This window comes from Bacteroides helcogenes P 36-108 (assembly GCF_000186225.1).
Classification (GTDB): Bacteria; Bacteroidota; Bacteroidia; order Bacteroidales; family Bacteroidaceae; genus Bacteroides; species Bacteroides helcogenes.
In genome coordinates, this window is record NC_014933.1 from 3,191,656 (window position 1) to 3,215,190 (window position 23,535).

Genomic DNA, 23,535 nt, shown 5'->3' on the forward strand with positions numbered 1-23,535 from the left:
CGTCTGCAAGCTTCCTGATAGCTTGCCACAAATATCTTGAAATCGTCAATCCTTGCCATATTTAATCTTGATTATAATTTTTGCCCTTATATTTATTGTATTCTTCCATTTCTTCCGCTACCATGTAGAGAATTACGTTTGCATCTTCCTCATCTTCAACAAGGCTGTAAATCCTACCAGCCATCCAGTAGCGACGCAGCTCTTCGTAAGGAATACCATAGAAAAGAGCCAATTGACGTACTTGCTCATCGCGTGCTTGTCTATCGCCTTTCTCTATTTTGCAATATACAGCAGTATCCATATCAATTCCCGCTGCAACTTGTCGCTGCAACAGATTGTGTGATTCCCGTAGTTCTCTAAGTTTATCTTGGAAAAGCATAATAAATAATTTGAGGGCAAAGATACGAAGAATTTTTCATTCAACAATAGATTATTGACAAAATTTGTCAAGACAATCAAAAGCCTATTCTTTCGTCCTTTATTATTTCTATCCCTTAAGAGCAATTTTCTAAGTATGTTTTTGTCGATACAATTTTATAGTCTAATCCAACAAGTGGGTAGCTTTGTATGTCTCACGAATTCCCGTTACCCCAAAACAACTTTTTGAATTGTTGGAAACTATAGCTACATTGTGTTTCAAATATCTTTCTCTCAGTGGCAGAATTACAAACTATAGTTTTGTATGCGAGGAACAACTTGAAAATACCTTATCAATATTCTTTGTCACTGTTATTTGAAGAGATATAATCCGACTATTAGTTTTGCCATTTATGACGATTGCTTGGAAATAGCAAGTTCTTGTATGTTTTCACCGCAGATAACTTCTAAAAACATAAAGGAGTCTCATGAACCACTACCACACAATTTGAAAGTAGCAAAAGTTCTTTATCGTATGAAATATCAGGAGAATTAGGATAGCGGTGCAAAGCGTATCATGAATGTTTGAAAATGTTGCCCGACTTCGGAGAGGTAACCCTGCTCCCTGTAAGGGCAAGGCGTTTTCATGACTGCTCAAAACCTTTTGAGCGGCTGAAAACATACCTTGCCAGTGCCAGGTGGCACTACCTTTTCGAGCAACTCAAAACATTTTGAGTTGCTGAAAAGACATCTTGCTGTGTTCTGGAGAACACAAGAATCCTCCTGAAATCGGATTGCAGATTGTAACCAGAATTACCCCATGTTCTATACTTACATAAATGTCCTGCCTCATTGTCCGTCATCAGACTGATAGTAAGGAATACTTGCTTGTTGGTAAGTGCGCTGACCACAATGTCAGTATGTCCACTGACTGGTCAGTCTGTTTACAAACCGACTAACAGCACCAACAAGTGCATGGACGTATGCATGAATGGACGCTAATACGACATACAACCACCAATGCGCATGAATGGGGGGCTGTATAAAATGAATCTGCAAATAAATATACATCCTTTCGGTTGCTGAACCGGACAAACACTGCCATACCGACGCAGCAAGCAGCCACTTCCGTATTTTGCATTGTTATCGGTTGGAAAAGCCATTTCTTTGCAGCGTAAAACGAATAATAACAGTAAAAACAGACCTATATGGAAATTGTATCAATTGAGAAAGGAACATTTGAGGAGATGATGGCGAGGTTTGAGGGCTTCGTCCATCGCATGGAGCATCTTTGTGAACGTCACAATGAGAGAGGGATGAGCGGATGGCTCGACAATCAGGACGTGTGCCGTATGCTGAACATCAGTCCGAGAACCTTGCAGACGCTCCGTGACAACGGAACGCTGGCATACTCGCAGATAAGCCACAAGACCTATTATCTGCCCGAAGACGTGAAACGTATTGTCCCAGTCGTGGAGGACAGACGCAAGGAGGCAAGATACAAGGGAAAGAGCATCTAAACAATAACCACTAAAATCCAAAGAATGATGAACGAACTTATAACAAATGACAACGAGAGGATAATCCGATTTTTCAAAAGCCTTGAACGAATACACGGCAGTGTGGAGCGTATGACCAAGGATTACCGTCCGACACTAGGCGGTGAACGCTTCTTTACCGACAAGGAGGTTTCAGAACGGTTGAAGGTAAGCCGAAGAACTCTCCAAGATTACCGTAACGGGGGATATATGCCGTATATCCAGCTCGGCGGAAAGATACTCTACCGAGAGAGTGATATAGAGCGGATATTGCAGGACGGCTACCGCAAGGCTTTCCGAATGACGGGCACGTGATTTTCTTGAAAGAGTGAAGTTTGCCGTCTGCCATCCGTCTTTGCGCAAGCAATGGGCAGAAACAAAACAGAGGCGGCATACAGTCGGGCTGAAATATAAGCCTGTCTGTATGCCGCCTCTGGCATTCTCTGATTTTCCGTCAGTCGTTCGTTTCCGCTGCCGGATGCCCGATGAGTGTGTGGCTGACTGATGCAGGGTTTTCGGGCAGAATACGCTTGCCGCCTGTCGGCAAGGAAGATTGTGGCTGAAACGGCTCTGCCGCCCGACCTTGCCTCTGGCAATCCTGCCATATAATACCTTTGCATCCGTGCTTCGGAAATGGATGGCTGACGGAATGGAAATTCAGTTGTACCACGGGTTAGACTTGTTTCCGCATGGAATGAACAGGGAAACGGATGAATTACCGTTTCTTGAACACATCTTATCGGTTATGAACTTCCGAAAGCGGATACTTCCACTGCTCCGTATCCTGAAAGCGATAGCAATGACCATCTCAATGCCGTATGTGTCAAGGCTTACACCATCAGGCTGTCTTACATACAGCATTGTCTCGCTCTCGTCCAGTTCCTTGTTCCTGTAAATGGCATGGATAGCCTTGCGTATATCACCTGAGAACACTCCGAACATATCTGCCATCTCGAATTTGGTCATCCATACCGCTGTCTTCGGTATAGTTACCGTACCTGCCTCATTCATTGTTATGATACCTCTTTCCATAGTGTCTTTATTTTTTAGTCGTTACTTTCTTATCAGTCTTATCGGTCGGTTCTTCTTTGCTTTTTTCGCCAGCCGAATTCTTTTTTCGGCGTTCCATCAGTATGTCCATATCCTTGGATATTTTATCATCTGTGATACGTGCATATCCCTGTGTGGTGGAGATATTGGAGTGCCCCATCATCTTGGCAATGCTCTCAATGGGCAGTCCTGCCGAAATAAGGAAGGTTCCGAAACTATGCCTTGCGGCATGATAGCTCAAGTTTTCCTCCTTACCGATAGCAACACCCAACTCGTGTATCTCAAACCAGAGTGCGTCACGGCTCGGAAGAGGGAATACGGGCTGTTCGTCATTGGTCGTATTATACAGTGTCAGTATCTTTTCCGCAATAGGATGCAGCGGAATGAAAGCTTCAATTTTCGTCTTCCGTCTGTTGATGCGGATATATCTTCGTCCTTCTGCATTTGCCCCGATATGGTGGGGATAGAGCAGCTCGATGTCGGCATAGGCAAGCCCTGTAAGGGATGAGAATATGAATGCGTGTCGGGCAAGCTCCATGCGTCTGTCGTGCATCGGGGTTGCAAGTATTTTCTTGAACTCGTCACGGCTGATATACCGGTGCTTGGGGGCAGGCTTCTTCTCATATTCCACATCCTCAATGGGGTTCACACGTATGATTTCCTTGTCCACGGCAAGATACATGAGCCTGTTCAGCCAACGCAAACTGTGGTTAATTTGTCCGTAGCCTAAGTTCTTGGCATTTTTCAGATAAGCCTTGAGCGACTTGCCGAACTCTTCCGTAACATCTTCAAGAAGGATGTCCTTCTTGCCGTTTGAGAGCAGAAACTCCGAAACATATTGTTGGTAGTATCGGGATGCACGGTAGCTTGATATGGAATCTATCTCTTTGGAACGCACTCTCAGACGTTCACGTTCCACTTCTCCCATTTCAAGCAGTGTGGTCGGCAGGATATTTTGCTTGCATATATGGTTCTTCAAAGTCTCGGCACTGACCGCACTGTTTGATTTGAGGATTTCATCGTATGCCTTTTCCGTCTGTCTGCAAAACTCCTGAAGGCGGTTGTTCTCTCGGTTGTTCCTTATCTCACCCGTCTTGCTGTTCCATTCCTCGGGTTTGCAGCTGATGCCTGTACTGATGGCGGTCTGTTTTCCGTCAATGGTAATTCGGCAGAGTATGGCAGTTGTTCCGTCAGCCTTTACCTTGCTGCGGTTGATATAGGGTAAGAGTGTGAATGTACTTCTCATTTCATTTCTTGTTTTAAAGGGTTAGTTGGAAATCTTGGGTGGCTTCTATGAACCTGTCCATGTCCTCAAAAAGTTTCTTAGGGCTTACACGGGCATAAACTTGTGTGGTGGTAATATTGGAGTGTCCCAACATCCTGCTGATGGTTTCAATGGGTACACCTGCCTCAAGCGTGATAAGCGAGGCGAAACTGTGCCGGGCTTGATGATAGCACAAATCATCCTTGATTTCAGCCAAAGCCGCCAACGCTTTCATGTGGCGTTTAAGGTTTGGATGGTGCATCATCGGAAACAGTGTATCACGGTTCTCATCCCTGTACTTCTCAATCAGTGCGATGGCTTCGGGCAGAAGTTTGACACTGGCACGGAGTTCATTCTTCTTTCTTCTGTATTTAAGCCACAGAGCACCGTCCTCATCCGTAAACAGGTTGTCTTTTGCGGTGATGGTTACAATGTCAATGTAGGATACTCCGGTATAACAGGCAAAGAGGAAGAGGTCTCTTGCCAGACGGTGCGATTTACGGTATTCCGGTATTTCCACATCGCGGACTTTCTCAAACGATTCACGGCTCAACGCTCTCGGAGTCTTATCTGTTTGCTTAGGCAGAGTAAAATGTTGGAAGTGGAACTTGTCGGCATAACCATCCTTGAATGCTTTCCTGCATACTTTTTTCAGGATGGCGAGATAATGCCTGACCGTATCAATGGCATATCCCTTCTCCCCGGTGACGAAACTCTGATAGTCATGGATGAACGTCTCATCAACCTGTCCGAAAGCAAGGTCTTTTGTCTTGTACCTGCTCCCGATGAACTCCGCAAGTGTACATCTCATGTAATGGTATGTAGAATAGCTGGATTTGGCACGGTCTATGCCGATGCGTGATTTAATGTCGTCACAGATTACATCTGTCATTCTCAGCAAGGTCATCTGTGTTTCCATGCTGCCCTGAAACTTCTCCTTGACATCTGCCGCCTCAAAGTCCGTGTTTCTCTCAACAAGGGTATCGAATGCACTGTTTACTGCCAAGAGTAATTTGTCAATCTTTGCATTCGTTTCCACAGCTTCCTTGCTTTTGCCGTTCAGTCGGCTTTCCCTCGGATTCCATAGTTCGGGAGTGCAGGACAGTTTGCTGCTGAACTGCGACATGGTACGGTTCACGGTGATGCGTCCCATGATGGGAGCCTTGCCCGACTTGTCCAGTCCGCTCTTTTTAAGGTAGAGCAGCACCTTGAATTTTTCTACTTTCATAACGCTTATTTTTAGTTGGCAAAATTACTACTGTTATAAGCGTTCCTTGATACGCAAAACATTGTGTATAAGTGCAAAATAAACGGTGAGGGCTTCTTTTCCTTGCCCACCGTTACCTAAAGTCCTTTCGGTAACAGACGGCTAACGGTTTGGTAACTGAACAATCTCAATATTCCGTATCCTTTTGCGTTTTCATAACTCTGCAAAATAATGCAATTCAGTTCATTTCTAACAACTTACGTTTTATCCTTACTATCTCTCTTTTGCCTGCTTTATGGGGCACTTTCCATCTTGCAAGGCATACCTTCGCCTGTACAATCACGCTTGGGCAAGGTGTTCCAAAAGAAGTGTTGCAGGTCTTTATGGGACACACCTCCATAAAAACAACAGAACACTACGCCAAGATGCCGATTGAATTTGTGTCAAAGAACATCGACAAGCATTTGTTTAGTATGTGGCAATAAGAATAAGTGCAACAGATGTTACCGCCAAGCTTCTAACACACACACCAACAAAAATCTACATAAATCCATCAAAAAAAGTAAGGGAATCACTTCTATGCTTTAAAACTAACCTATAGGTTAGTTTATTTATGCTCATAATCTCAGATCTTTGCAGCTTGAAATTAAATAAAACAAGTATATGAAGCAGATAATTTTTTTATTGCTCATCGCTATTAACATCACAGATACATGGGCACAAAACATTATTGGAAATGTTGTAGATGAGAACAATAATCCAGTGGTTTATGCAAATATTGTACTTCAAAGAGCTGATTCGAGTTATTTAGCAGGTACAATAACTAATGAGAATGGGTTATTCTCTATTCCCAAAGATAGCAGTGCAAAACTTATAAATATATCATATATAGGTTTTCAATCTATTTCACAGAGAATAGAAAAAGATAATTTAGGTACAATACAGATGAGAGCTAATGACCAAATGTTACAGGAAGTTGTGGTTAAAGGAAATAAACCGATTATAAAAAGAGAAATCGATAGGATGGTCTTCAACGTCGCAAACAGTCCGGTTTCACAAGGTAATAATATTATGGATCTGTTAAGACAGACACCATTGGTTAAAGTAACAGACAGTTCAATTGGAATAATAGGAAAATCAAATGTAAAGATAATGTTAAACGGTAAGGTTTCTTATCTGAGTGCCAATGACCTTGTTCAATACCTCAAGACGTTACAATCTGATGATGTATCAAGCATTGAAGTGATAACAACGCCACCAAGCAGATACGAAGCTGGTGGTAATGGTGGCCTAATAAATATTGTAACGAAAAAAAATCCAAATCTTGGTTGGAACGGCACGGTTGGTCTGACATACACACAACGTTCGTATGCTGGTGATGGTACTAATGCTATGGTGAATAAACGTTCCGACAATTCTTTTTTCTCATTAAAAGTACGTCAGAGTAAAAGCAAAGGTCGGGTGGATGAAGCCTATCAAATTTTAGGCAAGAATTATGTACAAAATAGCGTTACTTCCAGAATTGATGATTACAACAACATTGGCGCAAACATTCAGTATGACTACAATTTCTCACCATCATCAACTATTGGTGCAGTCTATGATTTTAGTTATGGTAAGACAATTATTGATATTGATAACTGTTATTCATACTACAATTATAACCAATTAGACTCAACTCTGACAACTAGGTCATTGCAGGATGGTAATACTCTTGCCCATACCCTAAACGTATATTATGATCTGAAGCTTGATAGCATAGGGAAAAAACTAGGACTGGTTGCAAATTATACGCATCATTCACCTGATAAGGAAGTGAACTTTACCACTTTTAATGAAAGCTCAAATTATAGCTACAAGGTAAAAGAACCAAGCAATGTCAATTATACTATATTTACTGGAGAGGCTAATCTTGAACTTCCTTTCCAATCATTCAAAATCGAAACGGGAGTAAAATACAGTGATATAGCCAATCGTTCGGACATGAAATATTTCAATTATATAGATAATGAATATGTGGCATACTCTGGTCGATGCAATGAGTTTAATTATGATGAACAGACAATTGCCGGATATTTCAGTGCAAGGAAACAACTAAATAAGCATTTCTCAGCCCAAGCCGGTATACGTTATGAACATACGTTTGTAAAGGGAGTAACACCGCATAGTAACATTGAAGATGTAAAGACAGATTATGGCAAATTATTCCCAACCGTGTATATCACTTACAAGCCAAATTCTTCTCATAATATTCATCTAAACTATGCCAAAAGAATAAACAGACCATATTTCAGGGCAGTTAATCCTTTCAAATGGTACACAAACCCTAACAATATAGATGAAGGTAATCCGTCATTGCGTCCTTCTTTTGCAGACAATTTTGAATTTGGCTATATATTCAAAAACAATTTATCCTTTACTGCCTATTATCAGAAAGAAGATAATGCCTATGGTCAGATGTTATACGTAAACGAAGATAATTCGACATATAGCACCTATGAAAATATCTACAACAACAAACAATTTGGCATAAATTTGAATTATTCGCTGAACGTGTTTAGTTGGTGGAATATGTATGTTGCTGGTAATTATATATATAATAAGTCCAACATTAAATCGGGTAATTATACAGCTCAAAACGGACATTCTTTTGATTATAAGATAAATAATACCATTTCATTCGATAAAGAGCAACGCTTCCAACTATATATAAGCTACACACAGAATATGCCTTATCGAGTAGGTGTAACTTATGATAAAAGCTATGCTAATTTTAGTGCAGGTTTGAAATGCTCATTTATGGATAATAACCTAGTACTGAATCTGTATGGAAACGACTTGTTTAGGCAGGATCTCGTAAAACGAGAGAAAGTTTCTGCAAATAACAAACAGATATATGACAATTATTACGATAGCCGTTATGTTCGTATGAGTATTGTCTATAAATGGGGAAATCGTAAATTGAAAGTACAGAAGAAAAATATAAAATTTGATGAGAAGAACCGATTATAAGAACAGCGTCATGAAAGAAAAGCTACTCAAATATATCATCTTATCGTGGGCTGTAATAGGCATCTATCAGACATCTTCAACGACAATGACTGTTGGGTCGTTAATGAAAAAAGGAGATACTTCTGAGAAAGCAGTAGAGAGATATGTTGTTTAGGATATCAGATTTTGGAATGCAGGGAAGATTGATTTAAGGCTAACTGAAGGATTAAAACCTTGCTGTGATGATATATGTAAAAAAGCATGTCGAAAAATTGAAATATACATAGATGGACTTGGAGTTGTCTGTAAATTTTAAACACGAATACTCATGAAATATTTGATTGCTTGTATCTCCCTATTGCTTGTATCTTATTCACAAGCAAGAGAAATTAAGGGAACTGTTGTCGATTCTCAAAAGAATGTGATAGTCGGGACATCAATAGTTCTTCAAACTCCAGATTCTATTTTTGTGGATGCTTGCATCACCGATGCGGAAGGGCATTTCTCATTCAAAAAAGAAATGGATAACTATCGGCTGATTATTCAGCATATATCCTACCAAACAAGGCTGCTTTCTGTTACGGATGGATTATTACCTTCACCCATTGTACTTGAAGAAAAAAGCGAAAATTTAAAAGAAGTGGTGGTAAAGGCATCCCGCCCTATCGTGAGAGTCAATGGTAGCGGAGGTTTGGTCTATAATGCCAAGCAGATTATCCAAGACCGTCCGGTAACCAATGCGTTGGATATACTTGACGAAGTACCCGGCATTATCAAGGAGAACGACAGTTACTCCGTAGCGGGAGCCAACAACACGAGCATTATCATCAATGGTCGAAGAAGCAGTATGAGTGTTGATGAATTGAAAAGTCTGTTAGCCACAACTTCTGCTTATCAGATTAAGAGCGTGGAGGTGAATTACAATACTCCGGAACAATATGGAGTGCGTGGCGCGTCCATTAACGTAGTAATGGAGAAGAAGCGCAGTGACAAACTAAAAACCAGCGGTGATGTTTATACGACAGGGTATCTCGGACGAAAGTATTATCAGGCATTAGGGGGGCATATTGACCTTATACAGAAGCGTTGGTCGTTTGATTTGTCCTGTGGCATTGCCACTACCGACAAACTCAACAAGGGCTTTACCGATACTTATCACAATATAAGTGATAAAGTATATCATATAACCGAGCCTCTTTCATATCTTACAGATTTGTCAGGACAAAGAGTTACAGGTAGATTCTGCTATGATTTCAAGAACAAGGACGCTTTGTCTCTTTTCTATGACATCAAGCATACGGACAGAAAGATAATGACGGAAGCCCCACTGTTTTTTGACGGTACAGAAGTCAGTAAGAACAATAGTACCATAAAGGGCGATGAATATATGCATATTGCCAATATAGAGTACCGTCATCGCAACTTTAGTATTGGTGGAGATTTTGTGTTCTTTGATTATGACACCAAGCAGGATTTAATGGAGAAAGGGACAAGTACTGACAATCATCTCTTGTCTGATAATGTTCAGAAGGTAAAAAAAAGCAGTATCTACCTGAATAATAGCAATAAAGTAGGAATCGGAACAATTTCTTATGGGATGGATGTCAGCTATTCTGTTTCCAACAGTACGTTCAGCAATGAGTGGGCATCCGGTAATTTGGATAATTATGACAACCATTCGGAGCAGACCGAAGAATCTGCCAATGCGTTTATAAATTGGTCACAAAAATCAGGCAAAAAAGTCTCCTTATCGGCAGGTGTTACTGTCCAGTACTTTTATGCTCGTATGAAGAACAAGAGTGGCTCATATACCATGTGGAACCAATTCAATATCTTTCCGACGATAAACTTTCGTTATAATATAACCAAGAGCCGCAGCCTGCTGTTCACGTTATCGACAGAACGGACTTATCCTCGTTATTATTATACCAGTGAAGCGAAAAGGTACGAGAACAGCTATAAGGTGGCAGTCGGAAACCCTGACCTGAAACCTACCTCCTCTTACGAAATTCATCTGAACCATGTATGGAAGAGCCGATACATTGCAGGGGTATATGCTTCGTTCAGTCCAGACGATATTCTTGATTGTTGTTATATGGAACCTGATAAATTACAAATGAGCACATTGAGGTTTAATGTCGATTACACAAACAGATATGGTATCATAGGCGTAATTCCCTATTCATGGAGCGGTGCATTCAATACTCAGTTAAATATGGATTTCTTCTATTCAAATCAAAAAGGGCAAATGAAAGAAATATCATTTAATGCAAAGAAGATAACAGGAGTTATTTCGTTGAATAATAATTTTACACTCAATAAATCTAAAACGTTGGCATTGCAGTTGGGTGGGGTTTATAGACTGCCACAGTCATTCTACATTAATAGAATAGAAGGATTTGGGTATGCGACAGGAGGTCTTTCATGGAAACCTAAAAATAGCGGTTGGAGTGTAATCCTGAAAGCGACCGACCTTTTCAATACAAATAAATTCCGTGTAGCCTATCACTATCAGCCACAGAATATAAAAATGGAGACAGATAAAGACTTTCGTCAGGTATCGCTAAATGTCCGCTATGTGTTCAATTCATTCAAACAGAAAAAGATGCGTGTGGTTGATACTTCACGTATTGGATTATAATGACAGCATCATGAAAGAAAAGCAAATTAAATACATCAACTTGTCGTGGGCTGTAGTTGGCATTCATCAGACATCTTCAACAACAATGACTGTTGAGTCGTTAATGAAAAGTGGAGATACTCTTGAGAAAGCTGTAGAGAGATATGTTGTTGGGTATATCAGATTCTGGAATGCAGGGAAGATTGATTTAAGGCAGGCTGAAGGGTTAAAGCCTTGTAGTGATAGTGTGTATAAAAATGCATGCCGGAAAATGGAAATATACATAGAAGAGCATCAGGCGGTAGCCCATCTCCCAAAATTCTATTTGGTATTCACGAACAATCTTCAGAATGATAGTGATGCAGATGGATTAAGTCCGGTCTTCCTTATGTAAGGAAACGAAGAAGCTTTTGATTGATATAGAATTCTCTCTTTAAAAAGTTGCTTTTCAGTATATGTGATTGAAGGACATCTTTACTATCTCAAATATACTTGATGGGCATAAATTCCTAAATTAATTTCTTGCAGACTGCGACATTTATAGCTTCTGTAATATTGTCAGTATGAAGTTTGTCAAATATCTTTCGTTTATGAAACTTTACGGTACTTGCATCAATAAATAATTTTTCTCCTATTTCGGTGTTGGATAATCCTTTAATGGAATAGCGAAGAATATCCGACTCTCGTTCTGTTAACGCGATATTGTTGACCTCTTTCCATCGTCTGGTCACAAATGAATATTCGTAATGAGCAGAGCTATTCCTTTGATTCATTGTGACGTTGCCATGTCCTGTAGCAGAAGAAAGAGACACATTGCATAAGGCAAGCCAAATATCACCCTCTTCATTCAGTAAAATCGGAGTAAGTTGATGATGAATCATTAATGGCATAGAGCTTTCATTCTTCAAATGGAAATCGTATTCTATCGTCAGATCTAAACGAATTTCTTTGGGGTGATGATATAACCAATCGAAACCTGCTTCATTTATTTCCATAAGCATACCAATCTCTTCTTCAGGTACTACTTTTAGATAGAATCCATATCCCATTTCCTTTACTTCATCGGGGGAATAACCACATAGAAACAGTGGGTTGTTTGAAACAAAAAGGAAATTCTTTTTGTTATAGTCTATTATGTACAAACTTTGATTTGTTGTTCGTGAAGCAGCATCAACCATAGCAATACACGCCTGGAGATTATGATATTCTTCAGCCGATATATTCAACTTGCATTCAATCGGTTTGAAGAAACGATTGATGGCTTGAGTATCCTTTATCTTATCCATGGAAGATTAACTTATTTAAGCGTTTACTCTATTTCATTTTACACAATCACTTCTTCATAATTTATCATCCGGTATGTCTATAAAAGGCAAATTTCCATTACTAAGCTTGTCGAAATCCGAATTATAGAGATAATCTTGTACAACTCTATATTTCTCAAATTCTGTTTCAGCAAACAATTTGGCATCATCATGGCTAACCACACCATTACCTTTTAGTATGGGATGTCCAGTAAATGTGAAGTATTGAATTATATTTTTTGACCAATCCTCCATGGTCATAGGAATGTGTCTTTTTGCTCTTTCCTCTGCAATGTCAAGAAAAGCATTAACAAGCCTCCCCATAGATTCTAATTCATTTTGCTTAAGATAATTTTTAGCTATGGACACATCTGTTTTGACAATTTTTCCAGTTGGCGCATTTTCCCAGGTTGTCAATCCCATATGCTCTTTTTCTGCGTTAGCTCTTGCCACAATCATTTCAGCAGCGGTGTGTTGATGAACAGCATAGTGCATCATATTCTGCATTTGTTTAAAGAACAAACGTGTAGTTGGAGCGTCACGATTGTAATCAATAGATGTGGCATACAAGTCGGTTACTTTTTGATAGAAGCGGCGTTCACTAAGACGTATCTCGCGTATTTCAGCAAGTAAATGTTCGAAGTAGTCTTCATTAAGAAATGCTCCGTTTTCCATTCGCTTTTTATCAATGATATATCCTCTGATAGAAAATTGCCGAATAACCCCCGTACACCATTGTCTGAATTGTGTAGCCCTTTTTGAATTTACGCGATAGCCTACTGATATGATGGCATCAAGATTATAGTAATCAACACTTCTGGTAACTTCACGCATACCCTCAGTTTGAACTATTTCCATTTTGGAAATAGTTGCCTCTTGACTAAGCTCTCCTTCATTGTAGATATTTGAAAGATGCTTGCTTACCGCAGGCACACCTACATCAAATAAGGTTGCAATGGCTTTCTGAGTAGCCCAAATGGACTCATCACGATACATTACTTCTACACCTTGTTCCTTTGCTTCTAAATTGAAGATGAGAAACTCAGCAGTACTATTCCTAATATATTTCTTTGCCATAAATCTAAATCATTGTAAATGCGTTGCAAAGGTACGAAATATTTCAGCCATTGAAGGCTTTTATCGGATGATATTGCATTTAAGCATGTGATGATTTGTATAGTTGATAATTATTTCGTATGATGCATTATTGCATAAACTTATTAGTTCAATCTTTTATTCTTTTTCAAGACATACAGTTGTTCCCTAAAAATGGCCATTGTAGAATCAGCTCAATAAATGCGGAACAGGTATTTGAATAGAGGTTGTAGGACGTTTGTTTTTTTCCTGATATACGGGCATAAAGTATGTATAGCTATCACTTACATGTATTGATTAGTCTTTGCCTTTGTTGTCGGTCATCCAATCCACTATGGCATCATATTCAGAAAGCCATTCATAGTCTTTACCCACGAAATAAGCAAGACCATCCTGCAAATACTTTTTTGCGTTGGGTATTTGTATTTTGAGTGAATTTGGCATAAGATTAATTCCTCTTTTCTTGAAGTCTTCTATAATTGAATCGAATTGTATAGGGTTACTATTTGTATTTATAGCTACCATCCTTTTATATCTTTGAATTTATTCTTGTTGTCATCGGTTAAGACTACACAGACATTACTCGGCTTTTTCACTACAGACTTATGGATGGGTTTATCCGTTTGCTTCATGAGCCAGTTCACGAAGTGACGTTTACTATCCTCCAATCCTTTATGGATAGTTCCATTAGCCTTGAGATAGGCAAAGAATGATGACAACCATTTCGACAAGTCAATATTCGATTGAAATTCCCCTTGAAAAAGATAAGTTTTCACATTTTCAAGCCATATGTTATCAGCAAGTAGCAAACCTTTCAATTCTTCCAACTCAAGAAGTTCATCTTTCCCAATAATAAGATTAGTATTGTCTTTATTCTTATTATTCTTTATAATAGTCAAGTTGTTAGTCTTGTCAGTTGACATAGCCAGTAAAGTGTACGATGGAGCGGCTCTATTACCTTCGCCCTCTACAAAGTCTATCATTTCACACTCTTTTAAACGTTGACGAACCAATACAAGTGTTTGGCGAGTAAATGCAATCGTATTCACAACACGGCAAGTGGGGCAATTGAAAGGCATCTTCCAATGATGGCGGTTGCACACCTCCAACAAAAAGAAATAGAGTTGTGTTTCCCTTGCGCTGAAAGGAGCTTCTTCATTCACTTTCCAAAATCGGTTCATATAATCTATATAGGTCATACTTCATCCGATTGAATTGTTACGACCAAGTAAAACGGCATCTACTTCCATCTTGCTGAAATAAAGATGTTTCGCATTTCGATGAAAGGGAAGTTGGTTTCGCTGGCAGCGCTTACGGACTGCTCCAACAGACAAGCCCAAGTATTCAGAGACTTGTTTTACATCCATCACCACATCTACATGTTTTCCTATTCTTTGAACGACCTCGTTCACGACTTTTATGTATGTTTCCTGTTTCATATCTAATATTTAAATTGGCATTTCCGATGTTTGTTATCGGAACATGACGCAAAATTACAGAGCAGGACAGGACTAAAAAGACAACTCGAATGTAAAACAGTCTAATCTTAACACGATTTCAGCAAATGCGAATAAATCATACCATCAATCATACTCATACCAGAGAGAAAAGAGGAAAGGGATAGGTAAATCAAAGATAAGAATACCGAATATAGAGACTTGCATAAATGAAAGGCAGCAAATTTAGGATATAAGCGATTGTATCGTATTTTAACCCCAAATTCTGAACCCATTTTGAAATAATTATCGTACATTTGCAATGTAGAATTGTTATTAAAGCAATTGCTATAGAGAATTGATATCTGTGTTACGGTGGTGTGTTACACTTTGATATTGAGCCGTTCAACAATAATGATAATCCTTTAAAAATTAAAGAGATAACGCTTCTGAAGCTCAAAAAAGTTGGGCTAATTTCAGATACCAAGCGGATCACATAAGAAGAGGAATAAGGTTAATACTTTGTTCCTCTTCTTTGTCCCTAAATACCTATAAACAAAGGGATTATGGCTTACGACCCCACTTTAAACATTATCAACACTCCATCATTAAATGTTTGCACAACATCACTAAGCAGTAAAAGTAATCACTAAAATTACGCACCAAAAGTAATCACCACTTTTACGCACGAAAATAGCCAAGTGTCTAATAATCAAGCAAACGCCCAATATTTCTATAAAGAAATAGTTCCGCACTACAATTTAAGAGAACCAAAAGGTAACAAGCCGACAAGAGTTTACTTTGTTGTATATATAAATAAGAAATAGGTATGCATATCAACAAGGTATAAAGTTTATCCTAAACAATGTAAAAGCATCCGAAAGAATAAAAATCCTCTCTTCTGAAACTTCTTATAATGATACACTTTTCCATCTGAAACCGTTCTATGTAGAATGTATGGAACACCATGAAGAAAGCTATGTAATGTTCCTTAATCGGGCTAACAAGGCTTTAGGCGTTTCCCTTATCTCTAAAGGCGGCATGGCTGAAACGGTAATGGACGTAAAAATCATCCTGCAAACAGCTTTGAAAGCTCATGCTTCGGGGATTATCCTCTCACGTTAGACCATATTATCCTAACAGAAGAAAGTTATTACAGTTTTGCGGACGAGGGGCTTTTATAAGCCCTTTTTTGTTCTTTAAATACTTTCTCTAATTATTGAATTTGCGCATTGATTTCGTTTCTGAATTTCATAGGATTGGCAATAAAGTTAAATCTATTTGTTGCCCCACCCGTAGTTACGACAATAGAGCCAAAACCTAAAATACGTCCCATAATACTTTGATTAATCCGTAGTCCCTCACATTTACTTAAAATCAATTCAAGAGCGTCCCGACTTAGAATACCTGATTTTAGAATGACCTTTTTATTTGTAACAACATATTCAGCCCCTATCTTTAGGAGAACTCTTTTTATTAACTGGAACAGCCCTAACAATAACAAAAGTAAGCCTATATAATAAATGAAGCCTGTCTGTGCAGATAAAAAGAAAGCACCCACTAATAATAATATTGCCGGATATACGAATATATACCAGTGAATATCTGCCTTATATTTTATTTCTTCACCTGCTTGTAGGTTATTTTGAATATAACTCATAGTCTTTGTAAATTAATTGATTGCACAGTTTTATTATCAGAGGACAAAAATACATATTAATCAGAACAGTATAAAATAAATCTTAGATTTTTCTTTCAGGCCAAAACTTAAATTTAAAATAAAACCATTTTTCCAGTTTCTCTTATTGTAAATGACTGGCTGGAAATGCAAGGCAAAGTGGGCAAAGGGACTTATTATGTACCTAAATGGCTCATGGAGAGAGGGTGAAACTAAAATCACTCATCCTACAATCCACAGCCATGCCTTTTTAATGACCAGCCATATTATATAAAGGAGCATTACACCGAGCACTGAGAAAAGTCCACGAAGGAAATAATCCTGAATACGTTCCCAGAGAGAAAATTTTGGGACACAGACATACAATCCGATAAGTTCCTGTACCGTCCGGCACTTGGCAAATGTTCTCCGAAAAGCCCTTACATTCCCCCAGCCTTCCTCAAACCATTCCTCATCCTTGTGCTTCAGGAACCTTTCAATCATCATGTCCCGAAGTTCATCCGGAGATAGTTGTGTCGGATTGTCTTCGTATTCGTTTTCCAAGTTGATTACTCCGGTTCCTATTCCCGTCCAGCCATGTATTCCCCGCCAACCAGTCTTGTAAGCCCGGCGGATGGTGTATTTCATTCCGGTGTTATCAACCACTACTACGCCTGCCCGGTGGTTGCTGCGTTCCAGTATCCGTGTAGTCGTGTACTGGAAATCCTTTTCCTGCCCGAACCCCCAAACCATATCGTCTTCGGGGTCAAAAACCAGTATCGGGTATTTCAATTCCGCTTTCATTATTTTCTTTAGTTCATTATCTTGTTATTACAAGGATTGCTACCCATAACAGGAATAATAACAGGGGAATTGCCGACAACAGCCACATGGGAATCGCATCCTTCCATATACTTTGACGATAGTGGTGCTTGATAGCCGCCACCCTGTCTTTTCTGTATCTCAACAAGCACCACAATTCGGGTAGAAGTACCATTGCAACAAATATTGGAAGAAGAAAAATCACTGCCCCCACTATCGGATGATTTTCCGTTAAATTTATTTTGACGAATATATTCCCCATTATATCGTAATAACGAGGAGCAAGAAAAGGCAGAAGCGGAAAGAAAACACCAAATAACCAATACTGCATTATTAATGTACTGCCCGAAATTCTTATATATTTCTTACTGTATCGCTCTCCCTGATAGTAGAGGTAGTCTATAAAGTTGTACCTGTAATTTCGTGCTTGCCGGATTATCCGGTTACGCTCAAAATAATTATCTGTTTTTCTTATACCTTTCTTCATTTATACAAAGCTCCTGATACTTTGATGAGGAATACAATATCCACTACTTGCAGGCCGCATTAGTTACCATTCGATTTTTGTCCACGGGCTTTTCTCGCTTTTCAGTAAATCCTCTGCCATATACATCATACCAGAGTTGGATGCGTTTTTACCTCCCCATAATGCACGCCCGATGACATAGCTCATAGCAAAGTCATGCCATGAAGAAAAACGGCTGTGTACCATTTCGTAGGCGCGATCTATGTAATGCCACGCTTCGGCTTCGGAGATATACTTCATGTCATAGCAAGCACGTGCCATGAAGTTAAGACGTCCGGCATCCCAACCCGTTACACCGTAGCGCAGCAGGTCTTCCCGACAAGTGATAGTGACACACTCCAGTAATTCATCATAGCAATCTTCGAGATTTTGCAACTGGTCCACGGCTTTGTCATAATCCTCCTGACTATCCATGAGTTGTTGGAAAATCCGGTCTCTCGCCTCCTCGTCATCCAACAGAAAAGCTTGATAAACGTAGGGAAAGTAATAGGTAAATCCTTTCTCGCCGAGGTATTCCAATGTCTGCTTGGCATCTTGGGCATTATAGATGCCCCACCAATCGGAAAGAATGGTGGGGAGCTTATCTTTGATGTCCAGTGTCAGCGAGTTAAGATAGGCCCCCTGCTGCAAGGCATAAAGAGAACCTACGGACAGCTTCTTATACTCAGCTTCCATCAAGTGGGAATGGGGATTGAGGCGTATGCCCTGAAAAAAGCGAATAAACTTGCGTACGGTAGGCCATACGTGACGATAAAGATAGCAGACGATGATAATTGGGATTACTACCCAAAGCATCCAGTCAAAGTCAGTCATAAATATTTTTATTGATGGTTTACCGTAAGAAATTCTTGCGGATGTTGTTTAATACACATACCTATTAAGCCATAGGACGGTTTTTCATTCCTCCTCTTCTTTCTTCTTCGATAGCCCCAAAAGATTGAATATAAAATTTTTCAGAGAACTCACCACGCCGATAACCACTAATGCGGCAATACCATAGAAAAGGATTCTGCCACCCCATTGATCCCAAAATGTAGGCTTGGGGATGAGAGTGCCCAACTCCTCTACATTCAAGTCTCTGCGGATAGCCTCTGCATATTCTTCCGAAATATCGTAATAAGTATCAGGATTGAGCTCGGAGAATAGCACAAGGGTACGTTTGCCATCTTCTTCGATATAGCCTAAGTCTAAATGCCTGCCCTCGTCTGTTTTATAATAGGAACTGTCCGGAAGAGTGGCTACTTTCGGGATGCTGTTGTCCACAGGGATTTTAATCCTCACACGTCGTGCTTCGGCACTGCTTGCCAGGAAACAGGCAATTACCGTTAAAATAAATAAGAACTTCTTCATAATCATTCAAAATATAAAAAATTAGTAGTTTGTTTTTAGGCATTAATTTGCCAAGACATTGCATCATTAATCAGATGACACGGCAAAGATATGAAACATTTCTTATAGAGTAAACGCTCGTTTTCTTTTTAACTTTTCTTGCACTAACAGTACAGGTGTGCAGGGCTTGTTAAAACGGAAACTCCAACAATTTTCCTACATTCAATTCTTTTTCTTTTGTTACAAATTCTTCTTCCGTAAAAGGCCCTAAACAGTTTTCGTCCCCAAAATATGTCGTGTGAACAACCTTTACTATATAAAATTCTGTAACATCCTCGTTGTATTCCAATCTTGAATCCGGTTTTAAGAACGGATGTCTTTTCACGATGATGTACTCCTTGTTGTACCGAACATCATAAACTCCACAATCCACAATAATCGGATAACATTTTGATACGGAATCATAGTAGGATAAGCACAATTCATGTATGGTATCACAAGCCGTCAGATAAAAATTTCCAAGTATATGTTTATTGTATATACCATCACAGCTACAAAACTGTGAAAGAAGCATTATCAAAAAAATCTTTATTTTCATACCTTTCTTCATTTATAGATAATTTTTTTCATTTCTATCGTTTATTACTTATTGAATATCAACATACATATCCCTATCCCTGTCAAGAGCCCCCATATAGGGAAAGTCACTATCACCCAAGCCGGGATAATCCTGTTCCACGGATTGCCTTTATATTTCAGCAGTATGGCGGCAGTCCGTTTCCGGGTGTATCGCAGATAGAAGGGGATGACGCAAAACACGGTTGTCAAGGTAAAAAAGATAAGCACGCCTTGTGGTTCCGTGAAGTTCTTCAGGGAAAACCAACTGTCCGTCAGCACACAGTTGAAGAAAATACTAAAAAAGAACAGAGCCATCATGAATATGGCGGCAAACACACAGAAAGCACTGAAACGTGCCGGATCATTATGCTTTAGATAAGCCACATACAATCGGTAATACAGATAATCTAAGAAACAATACCTGTATTTCTTCTTATTCCGTATCGAGCTGTTTTGCTCAATACGATTTTCTGTTTCACTTGAATCTTTCATCTTTGCTACAAATTATTGTTAATGGAATTCTGCTAACATCGTTTAGCTGTTTAGGTGATTGTTATAAACTCATCTTATTCCTTTCAATTCTTCTTTCATTCTTCCTCTCAGGTGAAAATAAGCCAACACGCCAAGAGCATTGAACAATGCGGTTTCATCCTCACTGCGCCCCAATGCCTTATAGATTCGTCGCTTTCCCAAGAGTGGTATTCTCCGCCCGAACCGGGCACTTCCTTCATCTCGCCTTTATTCGTCACCTTTGCCTTGCCCTCCTCGAAAGGGAATCCGAAAGCAAAGCGCGGTTTTATGACCGTTTTGCCGTTCCCGTCCGCATGCCTGATGCAACCTCGCTTATCCACAATACGGTACATACCATCACGTATGGGGTCGTTGCCGTTGTCATATTGAAACACGCCGTAGTGTTTCACGGAGCTGCAACCGCATAGCAACATTGCCATAATGATTGTTATAATTTTACCCATTATATAAATCTTAAATAGCAGAGCCATCAACCGTTGTTCTGTTTCCTATTCATTGATACACAAAGAAAAGCCAAAAGATTATGCTGAAATCAATCGCAAACAGGCAGAGTGGCAACAGCAACTGAAGCCAGAAATAGTTCTTGTCTTTCCTTTCAGGGTATCGGCGGTAATAGGCACGCTCCCTTGCTTTGGTAAAGTACTTCTTCTCAATCTTTGAATATACCTCTGTTGTTGCCCAGGTCCAGCCGAGAAACAAAACCAACAGCAGCCACGACGGCATTACCCGATATAGGAACCTCATTATAAGAAACGGAGGAATAACACCGAAAACAATAAGAAAGATGGCTTCCAACGGCATATACCACTTGTAGATATACCGTGTGCGACCTGCATAATACAGTAAGTCGATGATGCTGAACTTATATTTACGGTTGAAACTCATTGCCCGGTTTTCATTTTTACAAAAATACTGTTTTTATAGCAGACAGGGAGGATTTTTCGCGGTGTTTTCGGGCATAAAGTGGTGATTAAGTGAACGGAAAATATTATTTTTGTATTCGGAATCCTTTTAATTATAAGCCTATGACAGCTACCGATATATACGAAGCAATGAACAGCAAGGCTGAATCATTTTTCGAGTGGGCGCAAACAAGCAACCCGAAATACGGGTTGCTGTTTGCGACCGGGCTGCTTGCATTCTGGCTCACGGGGCTTTTGCTCCGCTGGAAATGGGCGTGTCACTGGCAGTTCAACGGAAAGCTATGGCTTTTCGACGGCTGCAAGCCCGAAACACGCCGCCGGATTCAGATTGTATTGGTCAGCGCAGCGTTAGTCGCCTGCCTGACGATGTTCTTCGTATGGAGGTGACAGCATGGAAAAGGACAATCGAAAATACCGTTTCTGCTTCATCGACTATATGTGGTATGTAGCCGAGATATGGCACGAAAGGGAGCGTACCAATCTCAACGGACGTATGCTACTGTTTTGGTGCTGGCTCTTCGTCCTACTCATACCGCTTGGTTTTCCGCTGGTATTGCGCCTTTTCGGCTGGATGATTGGTTTGGCCATAGTGATTCCTCTCTGCTTTCTTCCCGATTTGTTCTGCCAGCTCCGCTACACAGCCGGGCGGCGTGAAGCGCTCCGTGAACATTACGGAAAGATGAAACATCCCGGCAGGAAACTCGCCGGGATAGTCCTTATCGCCATCGCCCTGACCGTGGCGAACGTAGCACTGATGTTTCACTTTGGATTTATACATTGGGCATGATGAAACCACAAGAACATAAACGGTGCTTTTATTTCTGGGACTACCTCTGGTGGATGGGAGAGAAATGGAAACGAGCAAGACGGACAAGCAGGGTCGATGGCGAAATGATGCTCTCGATTTATATCTTCGCTCTTTCGATATTCCCTATGATGATTGTAACGATCCGGCTGCTTCCGGGTGTGCCGTTATGGTTGTCATGTATCGTTTTTATCGCGATTACATTTGCCGTTATGTCGCTCGTCGGCAGGATTTACAGACAACGAGGCAAAGCCGTGATGTTCCACTATGCCAAATGCGGGTTTAACGAAGTCCTTGCAGTTCTGTTATGGTTTCTTGCGATAGCCATTATCTGTTGTATGATGTATTTTCTTTCGCAAAAGTGATATATAACTTCGATACGAACTCCGGGCCGTTATCTTTCGTGATCTAACTCGATGTACCAATTCCCCTTGATGGGCTTGTACAGCGTGGTGTTGTTATATGTCCTGCGGTAGATTTCGTTCAGGTCGCCTTGTTCGGTGATGCTGATATTCCGGCGGCTTCTCAATTCAGGATCGTAAACGAAACTCTTGGACGTTCCGGCAACCGCGATACCGTGGGAGTAGTACGGCATTATGAGGCTCAACTTTAGCGAATCTGCCATTTCCCGCTCCTGACGGTCAACAAGGACGAGACCGCATCCTATCTCTGCCAATAAGGAATCGAGCAGTATTCGCTCCAGCTTCAACAGCCCATACACCAGGATGTCTTGTTCATCATTCGTTTCATCGGATAGTTCGATCTCCTGCGTTGCCGAATCGAGTATAATAATGCCTTCGGGGGAAAGCGGCGGATAATGAAAACTCCCTTCCGTACAATCCGCCATGATTTCGTACACCTTGTTAAACGCCGCCTCGTGCGTATTGAAGTGCCGTATCATTTCCTCGTCCGACGGTGGCATGGGCGGCTCGCAACTCACAACGGAGATTAATTTCTTTATTCTATTTATTGGGTATGTTGCCTGAACATTCTCCACCGCCTTCATCTTCTTGCCGGTTATTCCTTCCAGTGCGGTTGATAATAAAACCATCGCAGGGATAAGGGACAAAACAATGGAGAAAAAGAAAAAGTTACGCCGGGTGGGACTGAACTTACGTCCCGCATAATGCTGCATGACCGCTTTTCGTCGGGAAGACGGGTATATTTTGCCAAGTAGTCAGCCACTCACAATAATGGCAATAGCCATTACGATTAGAAGAATGGCTGCAAACACTTCGAACACGAAGCGGTCATAAAGGAAATGATCGGCTATGGTCAGAATGGGCATAAAGATAAAAGACACGATGCAAGCCATCAGCATGTCATTTCCTTTGGGTTGTCTGATATTGACCTTGTGATAGTTTTCCCATGTTATTTCTCCCAACCAGAACAGGTAGTCGAAGAAATAATAATGCCGTTGTCGTTCTTGCTCTTTATTTTCCCGTTTCTTCATTCTAAATAT

30 protein-coding genes and 1 pseudogene are annotated in these 23,535 nt (G+C 40.2%); 10 read left to right on the forward strand and 21 right to left on the reverse strand.

Translation table 11 applies throughout. The features are described 5' to 3' along the window. Positions 1–61: 61 nt before the first annotated feature. Positions 62–379 carry a helix-turn-helix domain-containing protein gene (locus tag BACHE_RS13120; RefSeq protein WP_013548192.1) on the reverse strand — a complete coding sequence of 106 codons (318 nt, stop codon included), beginning with the start codon at positions 377–379 and terminating at the stop codon, positions 62–64. A gap of 1,186 nt (positions 380–1,565) precedes the next feature. On the opposite strand from BACHE_RS13120, the gene BACHE_RS13125 reads away from it, so the two are divergent. Both BACHE_RS13125 and BACHE_RS13130 read left to right on the forward strand, forming a co-directional pair. Further along, entirely contained in the window at positions 1,566–1,877 is a 312-nt protein-coding gene (locus tag BACHE_RS13125) for a helix-turn-helix domain-containing protein (RefSeq protein WP_013548193.1), read from the forward strand. A gap of 27 nt (positions 1,878–1,904) precedes the next feature. Continuing rightward, positions 1,905–2,210, forward strand: coding sequence for a helix-turn-helix domain-containing protein (locus BACHE_RS13130; protein ID WP_013548194.1), 306 nt, complete (start codon positions 1,905–1,907; stop codon positions 2,208–2,210). Positions 2,211–2,349: 139 nt separating this feature from the next. Here the strand turns inward: BACHE_RS13130 and BACHE_RS17395 are convergent, their stop codons facing one another. Genes BACHE_RS17395 through BACHE_RS13145 form a run of 4 tightly spaced genes read right to left on the reverse strand, consistent with a single transcriptional unit; the run spans position 2,350 to position 5,437 of the window. After that, complete coding sequence (locus tag BACHE_RS17395) at positions 2,350–2,565, reverse strand: hypothetical protein (RefSeq protein ID WP_148229853.1); 216 nt, start codon at positions 2,563–2,565, stop codon at positions 2,350–2,352. Beyond that, entirely contained in the window at positions 2,553–2,927 is a 375-nt protein-coding gene (locus BACHE_RS13135) for a virulence RhuM family protein (RefSeq protein ID WP_013548195.1), read from the reverse strand. The genes BACHE_RS17395 and BACHE_RS13135 overlap by 13 nt, the downstream gene beginning before the upstream one ends. A 7-nt stretch (positions 2,928–2,934) precedes the next feature. Then, entirely contained in the window at positions 2,935–4,191 is a 1,257-nt protein-coding gene (locus tag BACHE_RS13140; RefSeq protein ID WP_013548196.1) for a site-specific integrase, read from the reverse strand. 13 nt (positions 4,192–4,204) lie between these two features. After that, the gene (locus BACHE_RS13145; protein ID WP_013548197.1) at positions 4,205–5,437 is read right to left on the reverse strand and encodes a site-specific integrase; all 1,233 of its coding nucleotides are present in this window, start codon (positions 5,435–5,437) and stop codon (positions 4,205–4,207) included. Between the two features lie 263 nt (positions 5,438–5,700). Here BACHE_RS13145 and BACHE_RS17830 point away from each other — a divergent pair, with 263 nt between their 5' ends. The 4 genes from BACHE_RS17830 to BACHE_RS13160 all read left to right on the forward strand — a co-directional run bounded on the left by BACHE_RS17830 (position 5,701) and on the right by BACHE_RS13160 (position 11,421). Next, a complete protein-coding gene (locus BACHE_RS17830; RefSeq protein ID WP_245530945.1) occupies positions 5,701–5,901 on the forward strand; it encodes a tyrosine-type recombinase/integrase in 201 nt (66 codons plus the stop codon). 178 nt (positions 5,902–6,079) lie between these two features. Next, entirely contained in the window at positions 6,080–8,428 is a 2,349-nt protein-coding gene (locus tag BACHE_RS13150) for a TonB-dependent receptor domain-containing protein (RefSeq protein ID WP_013548198.1), read from the forward strand. Between the two features lie 307 nt (positions 8,429–8,735). After that, positions 8,736–11,048, forward strand: coding sequence for an outer membrane beta-barrel family protein (locus BACHE_RS13155; protein ID WP_013548200.1), 2,313 nt, complete (start codon positions 8,736–8,738; stop codon positions 11,046–11,048). Between the two features lie 10 nt (positions 11,049–11,058). Continuing rightward, positions 11,059–11,421, forward strand: coding sequence for a hypothetical protein (locus BACHE_RS13160; protein ID WP_041579851.1), 363 nt, complete (start codon positions 11,059–11,061; stop codon positions 11,419–11,421). A 115-nt stretch (positions 11,422–11,536) separates the two neighbouring features. Here the strand turns inward: BACHE_RS13160 and BACHE_RS17935 are convergent, their stop codons facing one another. The 5 genes from BACHE_RS17935 to BACHE_RS13185 form a co-directional block, all read right to left on the reverse strand. Next, positions 11,537–12,313 (reverse strand): response regulator transcription factor, encoded by a 777-nt coding sequence (locus tag BACHE_RS17935; protein WP_013548202.1) that lies wholly within the window; start codon positions 12,311–12,313, stop codon positions 11,537–11,539. Positions 12,314–12,367: 54 nt separating this feature from the next. Further along, a complete protein-coding gene (locus BACHE_RS13170) occupies positions 12,368–13,408 on the reverse strand; it encodes a virulence RhuM family protein (RefSeq protein ID WP_013548203.1) in 1,041 nt (346 codons plus the stop codon). A 315-nt stretch (positions 13,409–13,723) separates the two neighbouring features. Next, positions 13,724–13,870: a hypothetical protein gene (locus tag BACHE_RS17625; protein ID WP_187289272.1), complete on the reverse strand. Its 147-nt coding sequence runs from the start codon at positions 13,868–13,870 to the stop codon at positions 13,724–13,726. Between the two features lie 74 nt (positions 13,871–13,944). Beyond that, positions 13,945–14,625 (reverse strand): DUF7833 domain-containing protein, encoded by a 681-nt coding sequence (locus tag BACHE_RS13180; RefSeq protein WP_013548205.1) that lies wholly within the window; start codon positions 14,623–14,625, stop codon positions 13,945–13,947. A gap of 3 nt (positions 14,626–14,628) precedes the next feature. Continuing rightward, positions 14,629–14,865 (reverse strand): helix-turn-helix domain-containing protein, encoded by a 237-nt coding sequence (locus BACHE_RS13185; protein WP_013548206.1) that lies wholly within the window; start codon positions 14,863–14,865, stop codon positions 14,629–14,631. 813 nt (positions 14,866–15,678) lie between these two features. Between BACHE_RS13185 and BACHE_RS13190 the strand changes: the two are divergent. Then, positions 15,679–16,046 (forward strand): annotated as a pseudogene (locus tag BACHE_RS13190) (JAB domain-containing protein). 32 nt (positions 16,047–16,078) lie between these two features. Here BACHE_RS13190 and BACHE_RS13195 read toward each other — a convergent pair. The 9 genes from BACHE_RS13195 to BACHE_RS13235 form a co-directional block, all read right to left on the reverse strand. Continuing rightward, entirely contained in the window at positions 16,079–16,522 is a 444-nt protein-coding gene (locus BACHE_RS13195) for a PH domain-containing protein (protein ID WP_013548208.1), read from the reverse strand. Positions 16,523–16,762: 240 nt separating this feature from the next. After that, positions 16,763–17,323 carry a hypothetical protein gene (locus tag BACHE_RS13200; protein WP_013548209.1) on the reverse strand — a complete coding sequence of 187 codons (561 nt, stop codon included), beginning with the start codon at positions 17,321–17,323 and terminating at the stop codon, positions 16,763–16,765. Between the two features lie 16 nt (positions 17,324–17,339). Next, positions 17,340–17,828 (reverse strand): hypothetical protein, encoded by a 489-nt coding sequence (locus BACHE_RS17630; protein WP_013548210.1) that lies wholly within the window; start codon positions 17,826–17,828, stop codon positions 17,340–17,342. Positions 17,829–17,891: 63 nt separating this feature from the next. Continuing rightward, the gene (locus BACHE_RS13210; RefSeq protein ID WP_013548211.1) at positions 17,892–18,680 is read right to left on the reverse strand and encodes a DUF1266 domain-containing protein; all 789 of its coding nucleotides are present in this window, start codon (positions 18,678–18,680) and stop codon (positions 17,892–17,894) included. A gap of 84 nt (positions 18,681–18,764) precedes the next feature. Further along, the gene (locus BACHE_RS13215) at positions 18,765–19,223 is read right to left on the reverse strand and encodes a hypothetical protein (protein ID WP_013548212.1); all 459 of its coding nucleotides are present in this window, start codon (positions 19,221–19,223) and stop codon (positions 18,765–18,767) included. 163 nt (positions 19,224–19,386) lie between these two features. After that, positions 19,387–19,806, reverse strand: coding sequence for a DUF3997 domain-containing protein (locus tag BACHE_RS13220; RefSeq protein WP_041579417.1), 420 nt, complete (start codon positions 19,804–19,806; stop codon positions 19,387–19,389). A gap of 32 nt (positions 19,807–19,838) precedes the next feature. After that, a complete protein-coding gene (locus BACHE_RS13225; RefSeq protein ID WP_013548214.1) occupies positions 19,839–20,306 on the reverse strand; it encodes a hypothetical protein in 468 nt (155 codons plus the stop codon). 107 nt (positions 20,307–20,413) lie between these two features. Then, on the reverse strand, positions 20,414–20,788 hold the full coding sequence (locus tag BACHE_RS13230) for a WG repeat-containing protein (RefSeq protein WP_245530885.1): 375 nt from the start codon (positions 20,786–20,788) through the stop codon (positions 20,414–20,416). A gap of 49 nt (positions 20,789–20,837) precedes the next feature. Further along, positions 20,838–21,230 (reverse strand): hypothetical protein, encoded by a 393-nt coding sequence (locus BACHE_RS13235; RefSeq protein WP_013548216.1) that lies wholly within the window; start codon positions 21,228–21,230, stop codon positions 20,838–20,840. Positions 21,231–21,370: 140 nt separating this feature from the next. Here BACHE_RS13235 and BACHE_RS13240 point away from each other — a divergent pair, with 140 nt between their 5' ends. The 3 genes from BACHE_RS13240 to BACHE_RS13250 are packed head-to-tail and all read left to right on the forward strand — an operon-like array spanning position 21,371 to position 22,438. Continuing rightward, positions 21,371–21,655, forward strand: coding sequence for an immunity 17 family protein (locus tag BACHE_RS13240; RefSeq protein ID WP_013548217.1), 285 nt, complete (start codon positions 21,371–21,373; stop codon positions 21,653–21,655). A 4-nt stretch (positions 21,656–21,659) separates the two neighbouring features. Then, positions 21,660–22,055 carry a hypothetical protein gene (locus BACHE_RS13245; RefSeq protein WP_013548218.1) on the forward strand — a complete coding sequence of 132 codons (396 nt, stop codon included), beginning with the start codon at positions 21,660–21,662 and terminating at the stop codon, positions 22,053–22,055. Further along, positions 22,052–22,438: a hypothetical protein gene (locus BACHE_RS13250; protein ID WP_013548219.1), complete on the forward strand. Its 387-nt coding sequence runs from the start codon at positions 22,052–22,054 to the stop codon at positions 22,436–22,438. The genes BACHE_RS13245 and BACHE_RS13250 overlap by 4 nt, the downstream gene beginning before the upstream one ends. Positions 22,439–22,467: 29 nt before the next feature. On the opposite strand, the gene BACHE_RS13255 is transcribed toward BACHE_RS13250, so the two are convergent. Then, a complete protein-coding gene (locus BACHE_RS13255) occupies positions 22,468–22,995 on the reverse strand; it encodes a DUF4948 family protein (RefSeq protein ID WP_187289305.1) in 528 nt (175 codons plus the stop codon). A 255-nt stretch (positions 22,996–23,250) separates the two neighbouring features. Next, positions 23,251–23,526: a hypothetical protein gene (locus BACHE_RS17840; protein WP_245530887.1), complete on the reverse strand. Its 276-nt coding sequence runs from the start codon at positions 23,524–23,526 to the stop codon at positions 23,251–23,253. Positions 23,527–23,535 lie beyond the last annotated feature (9 nt).

Excerpts from the sequence above, each read along its gene's own strand:
- BACHE_RS13230 (WP_245530885.1), bottom strand. The coding sequence starts at position 20,788 with ATGGGTAAAATTATAACAATCATTATGGCAATGTTGCTATGCGGTTGC.
- BACHE_RS13135 (WP_013548195.1), bottom strand. The coding sequence starts at position 2,927 with ATGGAAAGAGGTATCATAACAATGAATGAGGCAGGTACGGTAACTATA.
- BACHE_RS13125 (WP_013548193.1), top strand. The coding sequence starts at position 1,566 with ATGGAAATTGTATCAATTGAGAAAGGAACATTTGAGGAGATGATGGCG.
- BACHE_RS13225 (WP_013548214.1), bottom strand. The coding sequence starts at position 20,306 with ATGAAAGATTCAAGTGAAACAGAAAATCGTATTGAGCAAAACAGCTCG.
- BACHE_RS17625 (WP_187289272.1), bottom strand. The coding sequence starts at position 13,870 with ATGCCAAATTCACTCAAAATACAAATACCCAACGCAAAAAAGTATTTG.
- BACHE_RS13220 (WP_041579417.1), bottom strand. The coding sequence starts at position 19,806 with ATGAAGAAAGGTATGAAAATAAAGATTTTTTTGATAATGCTTCTTTCA.
- BACHE_RS13140 (WP_013548196.1), bottom strand. The coding sequence starts at position 4,191 with ATGAGAAGTACATTCACACTCTTACCCTATATCAACCGCAGCAAGGTA.
- BACHE_RS13160 (WP_041579851.1), top strand. The coding sequence starts at position 11,059 with ATGAAAGAAAAGCAAATTAAATACATCAACTTGTCGTGGGCTGTAGTT.
- BACHE_RS13210 (WP_013548211.1), bottom strand. The coding sequence starts at position 18,680 with ATGACTGACTTTGACTGGATGCTTTGGGTAGTAATCCCAATTATCATC.
- BACHE_RS13185 (WP_013548206.1), bottom strand. The coding sequence starts at position 14,865 with ATGAAACAGGAAACATACATAAAAGTCGTGAACGAGGTCGTTCAAAGA.
- BACHE_RS13215 (WP_013548212.1), bottom strand. The coding sequence starts at position 19,223 with ATGATTATGAAGAAGTTCTTATTTATTTTAACGGTAATTGCCTGTTTC.
- BACHE_RS17840 (WP_245530887.1), bottom strand. The coding sequence starts at position 23,526 with ATGAAGAAACGGGAAAATAAAGAGCAAGAACGACAACGGCATTATTAT.
- BACHE_RS13130 (WP_013548194.1), top strand. The coding sequence starts at position 1,905 with ATGAACGAACTTATAACAAATGACAACGAGAGGATAATCCGATTTTTC.
- BACHE_RS17935 (WP_013548202.1), bottom strand. The coding sequence starts at position 12,313 with ATGGATAAGATAAAGGATACTCAAGCCATCAATCGTTTCTTCAAACCG.
- BACHE_RS13150 (WP_013548198.1), top strand. The coding sequence starts at position 6,080 with ATGAAGCAGATAATTTTTTTATTGCTCATCGCTATTAACATCACAGAT.
- BACHE_RS13250 (WP_013548219.1), top strand. The coding sequence starts at position 22,052 with ATGATGAAACCACAAGAACATAAACGGTGCTTTTATTTCTGGGACTAC.
- BACHE_RS13200 (WP_013548209.1), bottom strand. The coding sequence starts at position 17,323 with ATGAAAGCGGAATTGAAATACCCGATACTGGTTTTTGACCCCGAAGAC.
- BACHE_RS13255 (WP_187289305.1), bottom strand. The coding sequence starts at position 22,995 with ATGCCACCGTCGGACGAGGAAATGATACGGCACTTCAATACGCACGAG.
- BACHE_RS13180 (WP_013548205.1), bottom strand. The coding sequence starts at position 14,625 with ATGACCTATATAGATTATATGAACCGATTTTGGAAAGTGAATGAAGAA.
- BACHE_RS17630 (WP_013548210.1), bottom strand. The coding sequence starts at position 17,828 with ATGAAGAAAGGTATAAGAAAAACAGATAATTATTTTGAGCGTAACCGG.
- BACHE_RS13240 (WP_013548217.1), top strand. The coding sequence starts at position 21,371 with ATGACAGCTACCGATATATACGAAGCAATGAACAGCAAGGCTGAATCA.
- BACHE_RS13195 (WP_013548208.1), bottom strand. The coding sequence starts at position 16,522 with ATGAGTTATATTCAAAATAACCTACAAGCAGGTGAAGAAATAAAATAT.
- BACHE_RS13235 (WP_013548216.1), bottom strand. The coding sequence starts at position 21,230 with ATGAGTTTCAACCGTAAATATAAGTTCAGCATCATCGACTTACTGTAT.
- BACHE_RS13245 (WP_013548218.1), top strand. The coding sequence starts at position 21,660 with ATGGAAAAGGACAATCGAAAATACCGTTTCTGCTTCATCGACTATATG.
- BACHE_RS13120 (WP_013548192.1), bottom strand. The coding sequence starts at position 379 with ATGCTTTTCCAAGATAAACTTAGAGAACTACGGGAATCACACAATCTG.
- BACHE_RS13155 (WP_013548200.1), top strand. The coding sequence starts at position 8,736 with ATGAAATATTTGATTGCTTGTATCTCCCTATTGCTTGTATCTTATTCA.
- BACHE_RS13170 (WP_013548203.1), bottom strand. The coding sequence starts at position 13,408 with ATGGCAAAGAAATATATTAGGAATAGTACTGCTGAGTTTCTCATCTTC.
- BACHE_RS13145 (WP_013548197.1), bottom strand. The coding sequence starts at position 5,437 with ATGAAAGTAGAAAAATTCAAGGTGCTGCTCTACCTTAAAAAGAGCGGA.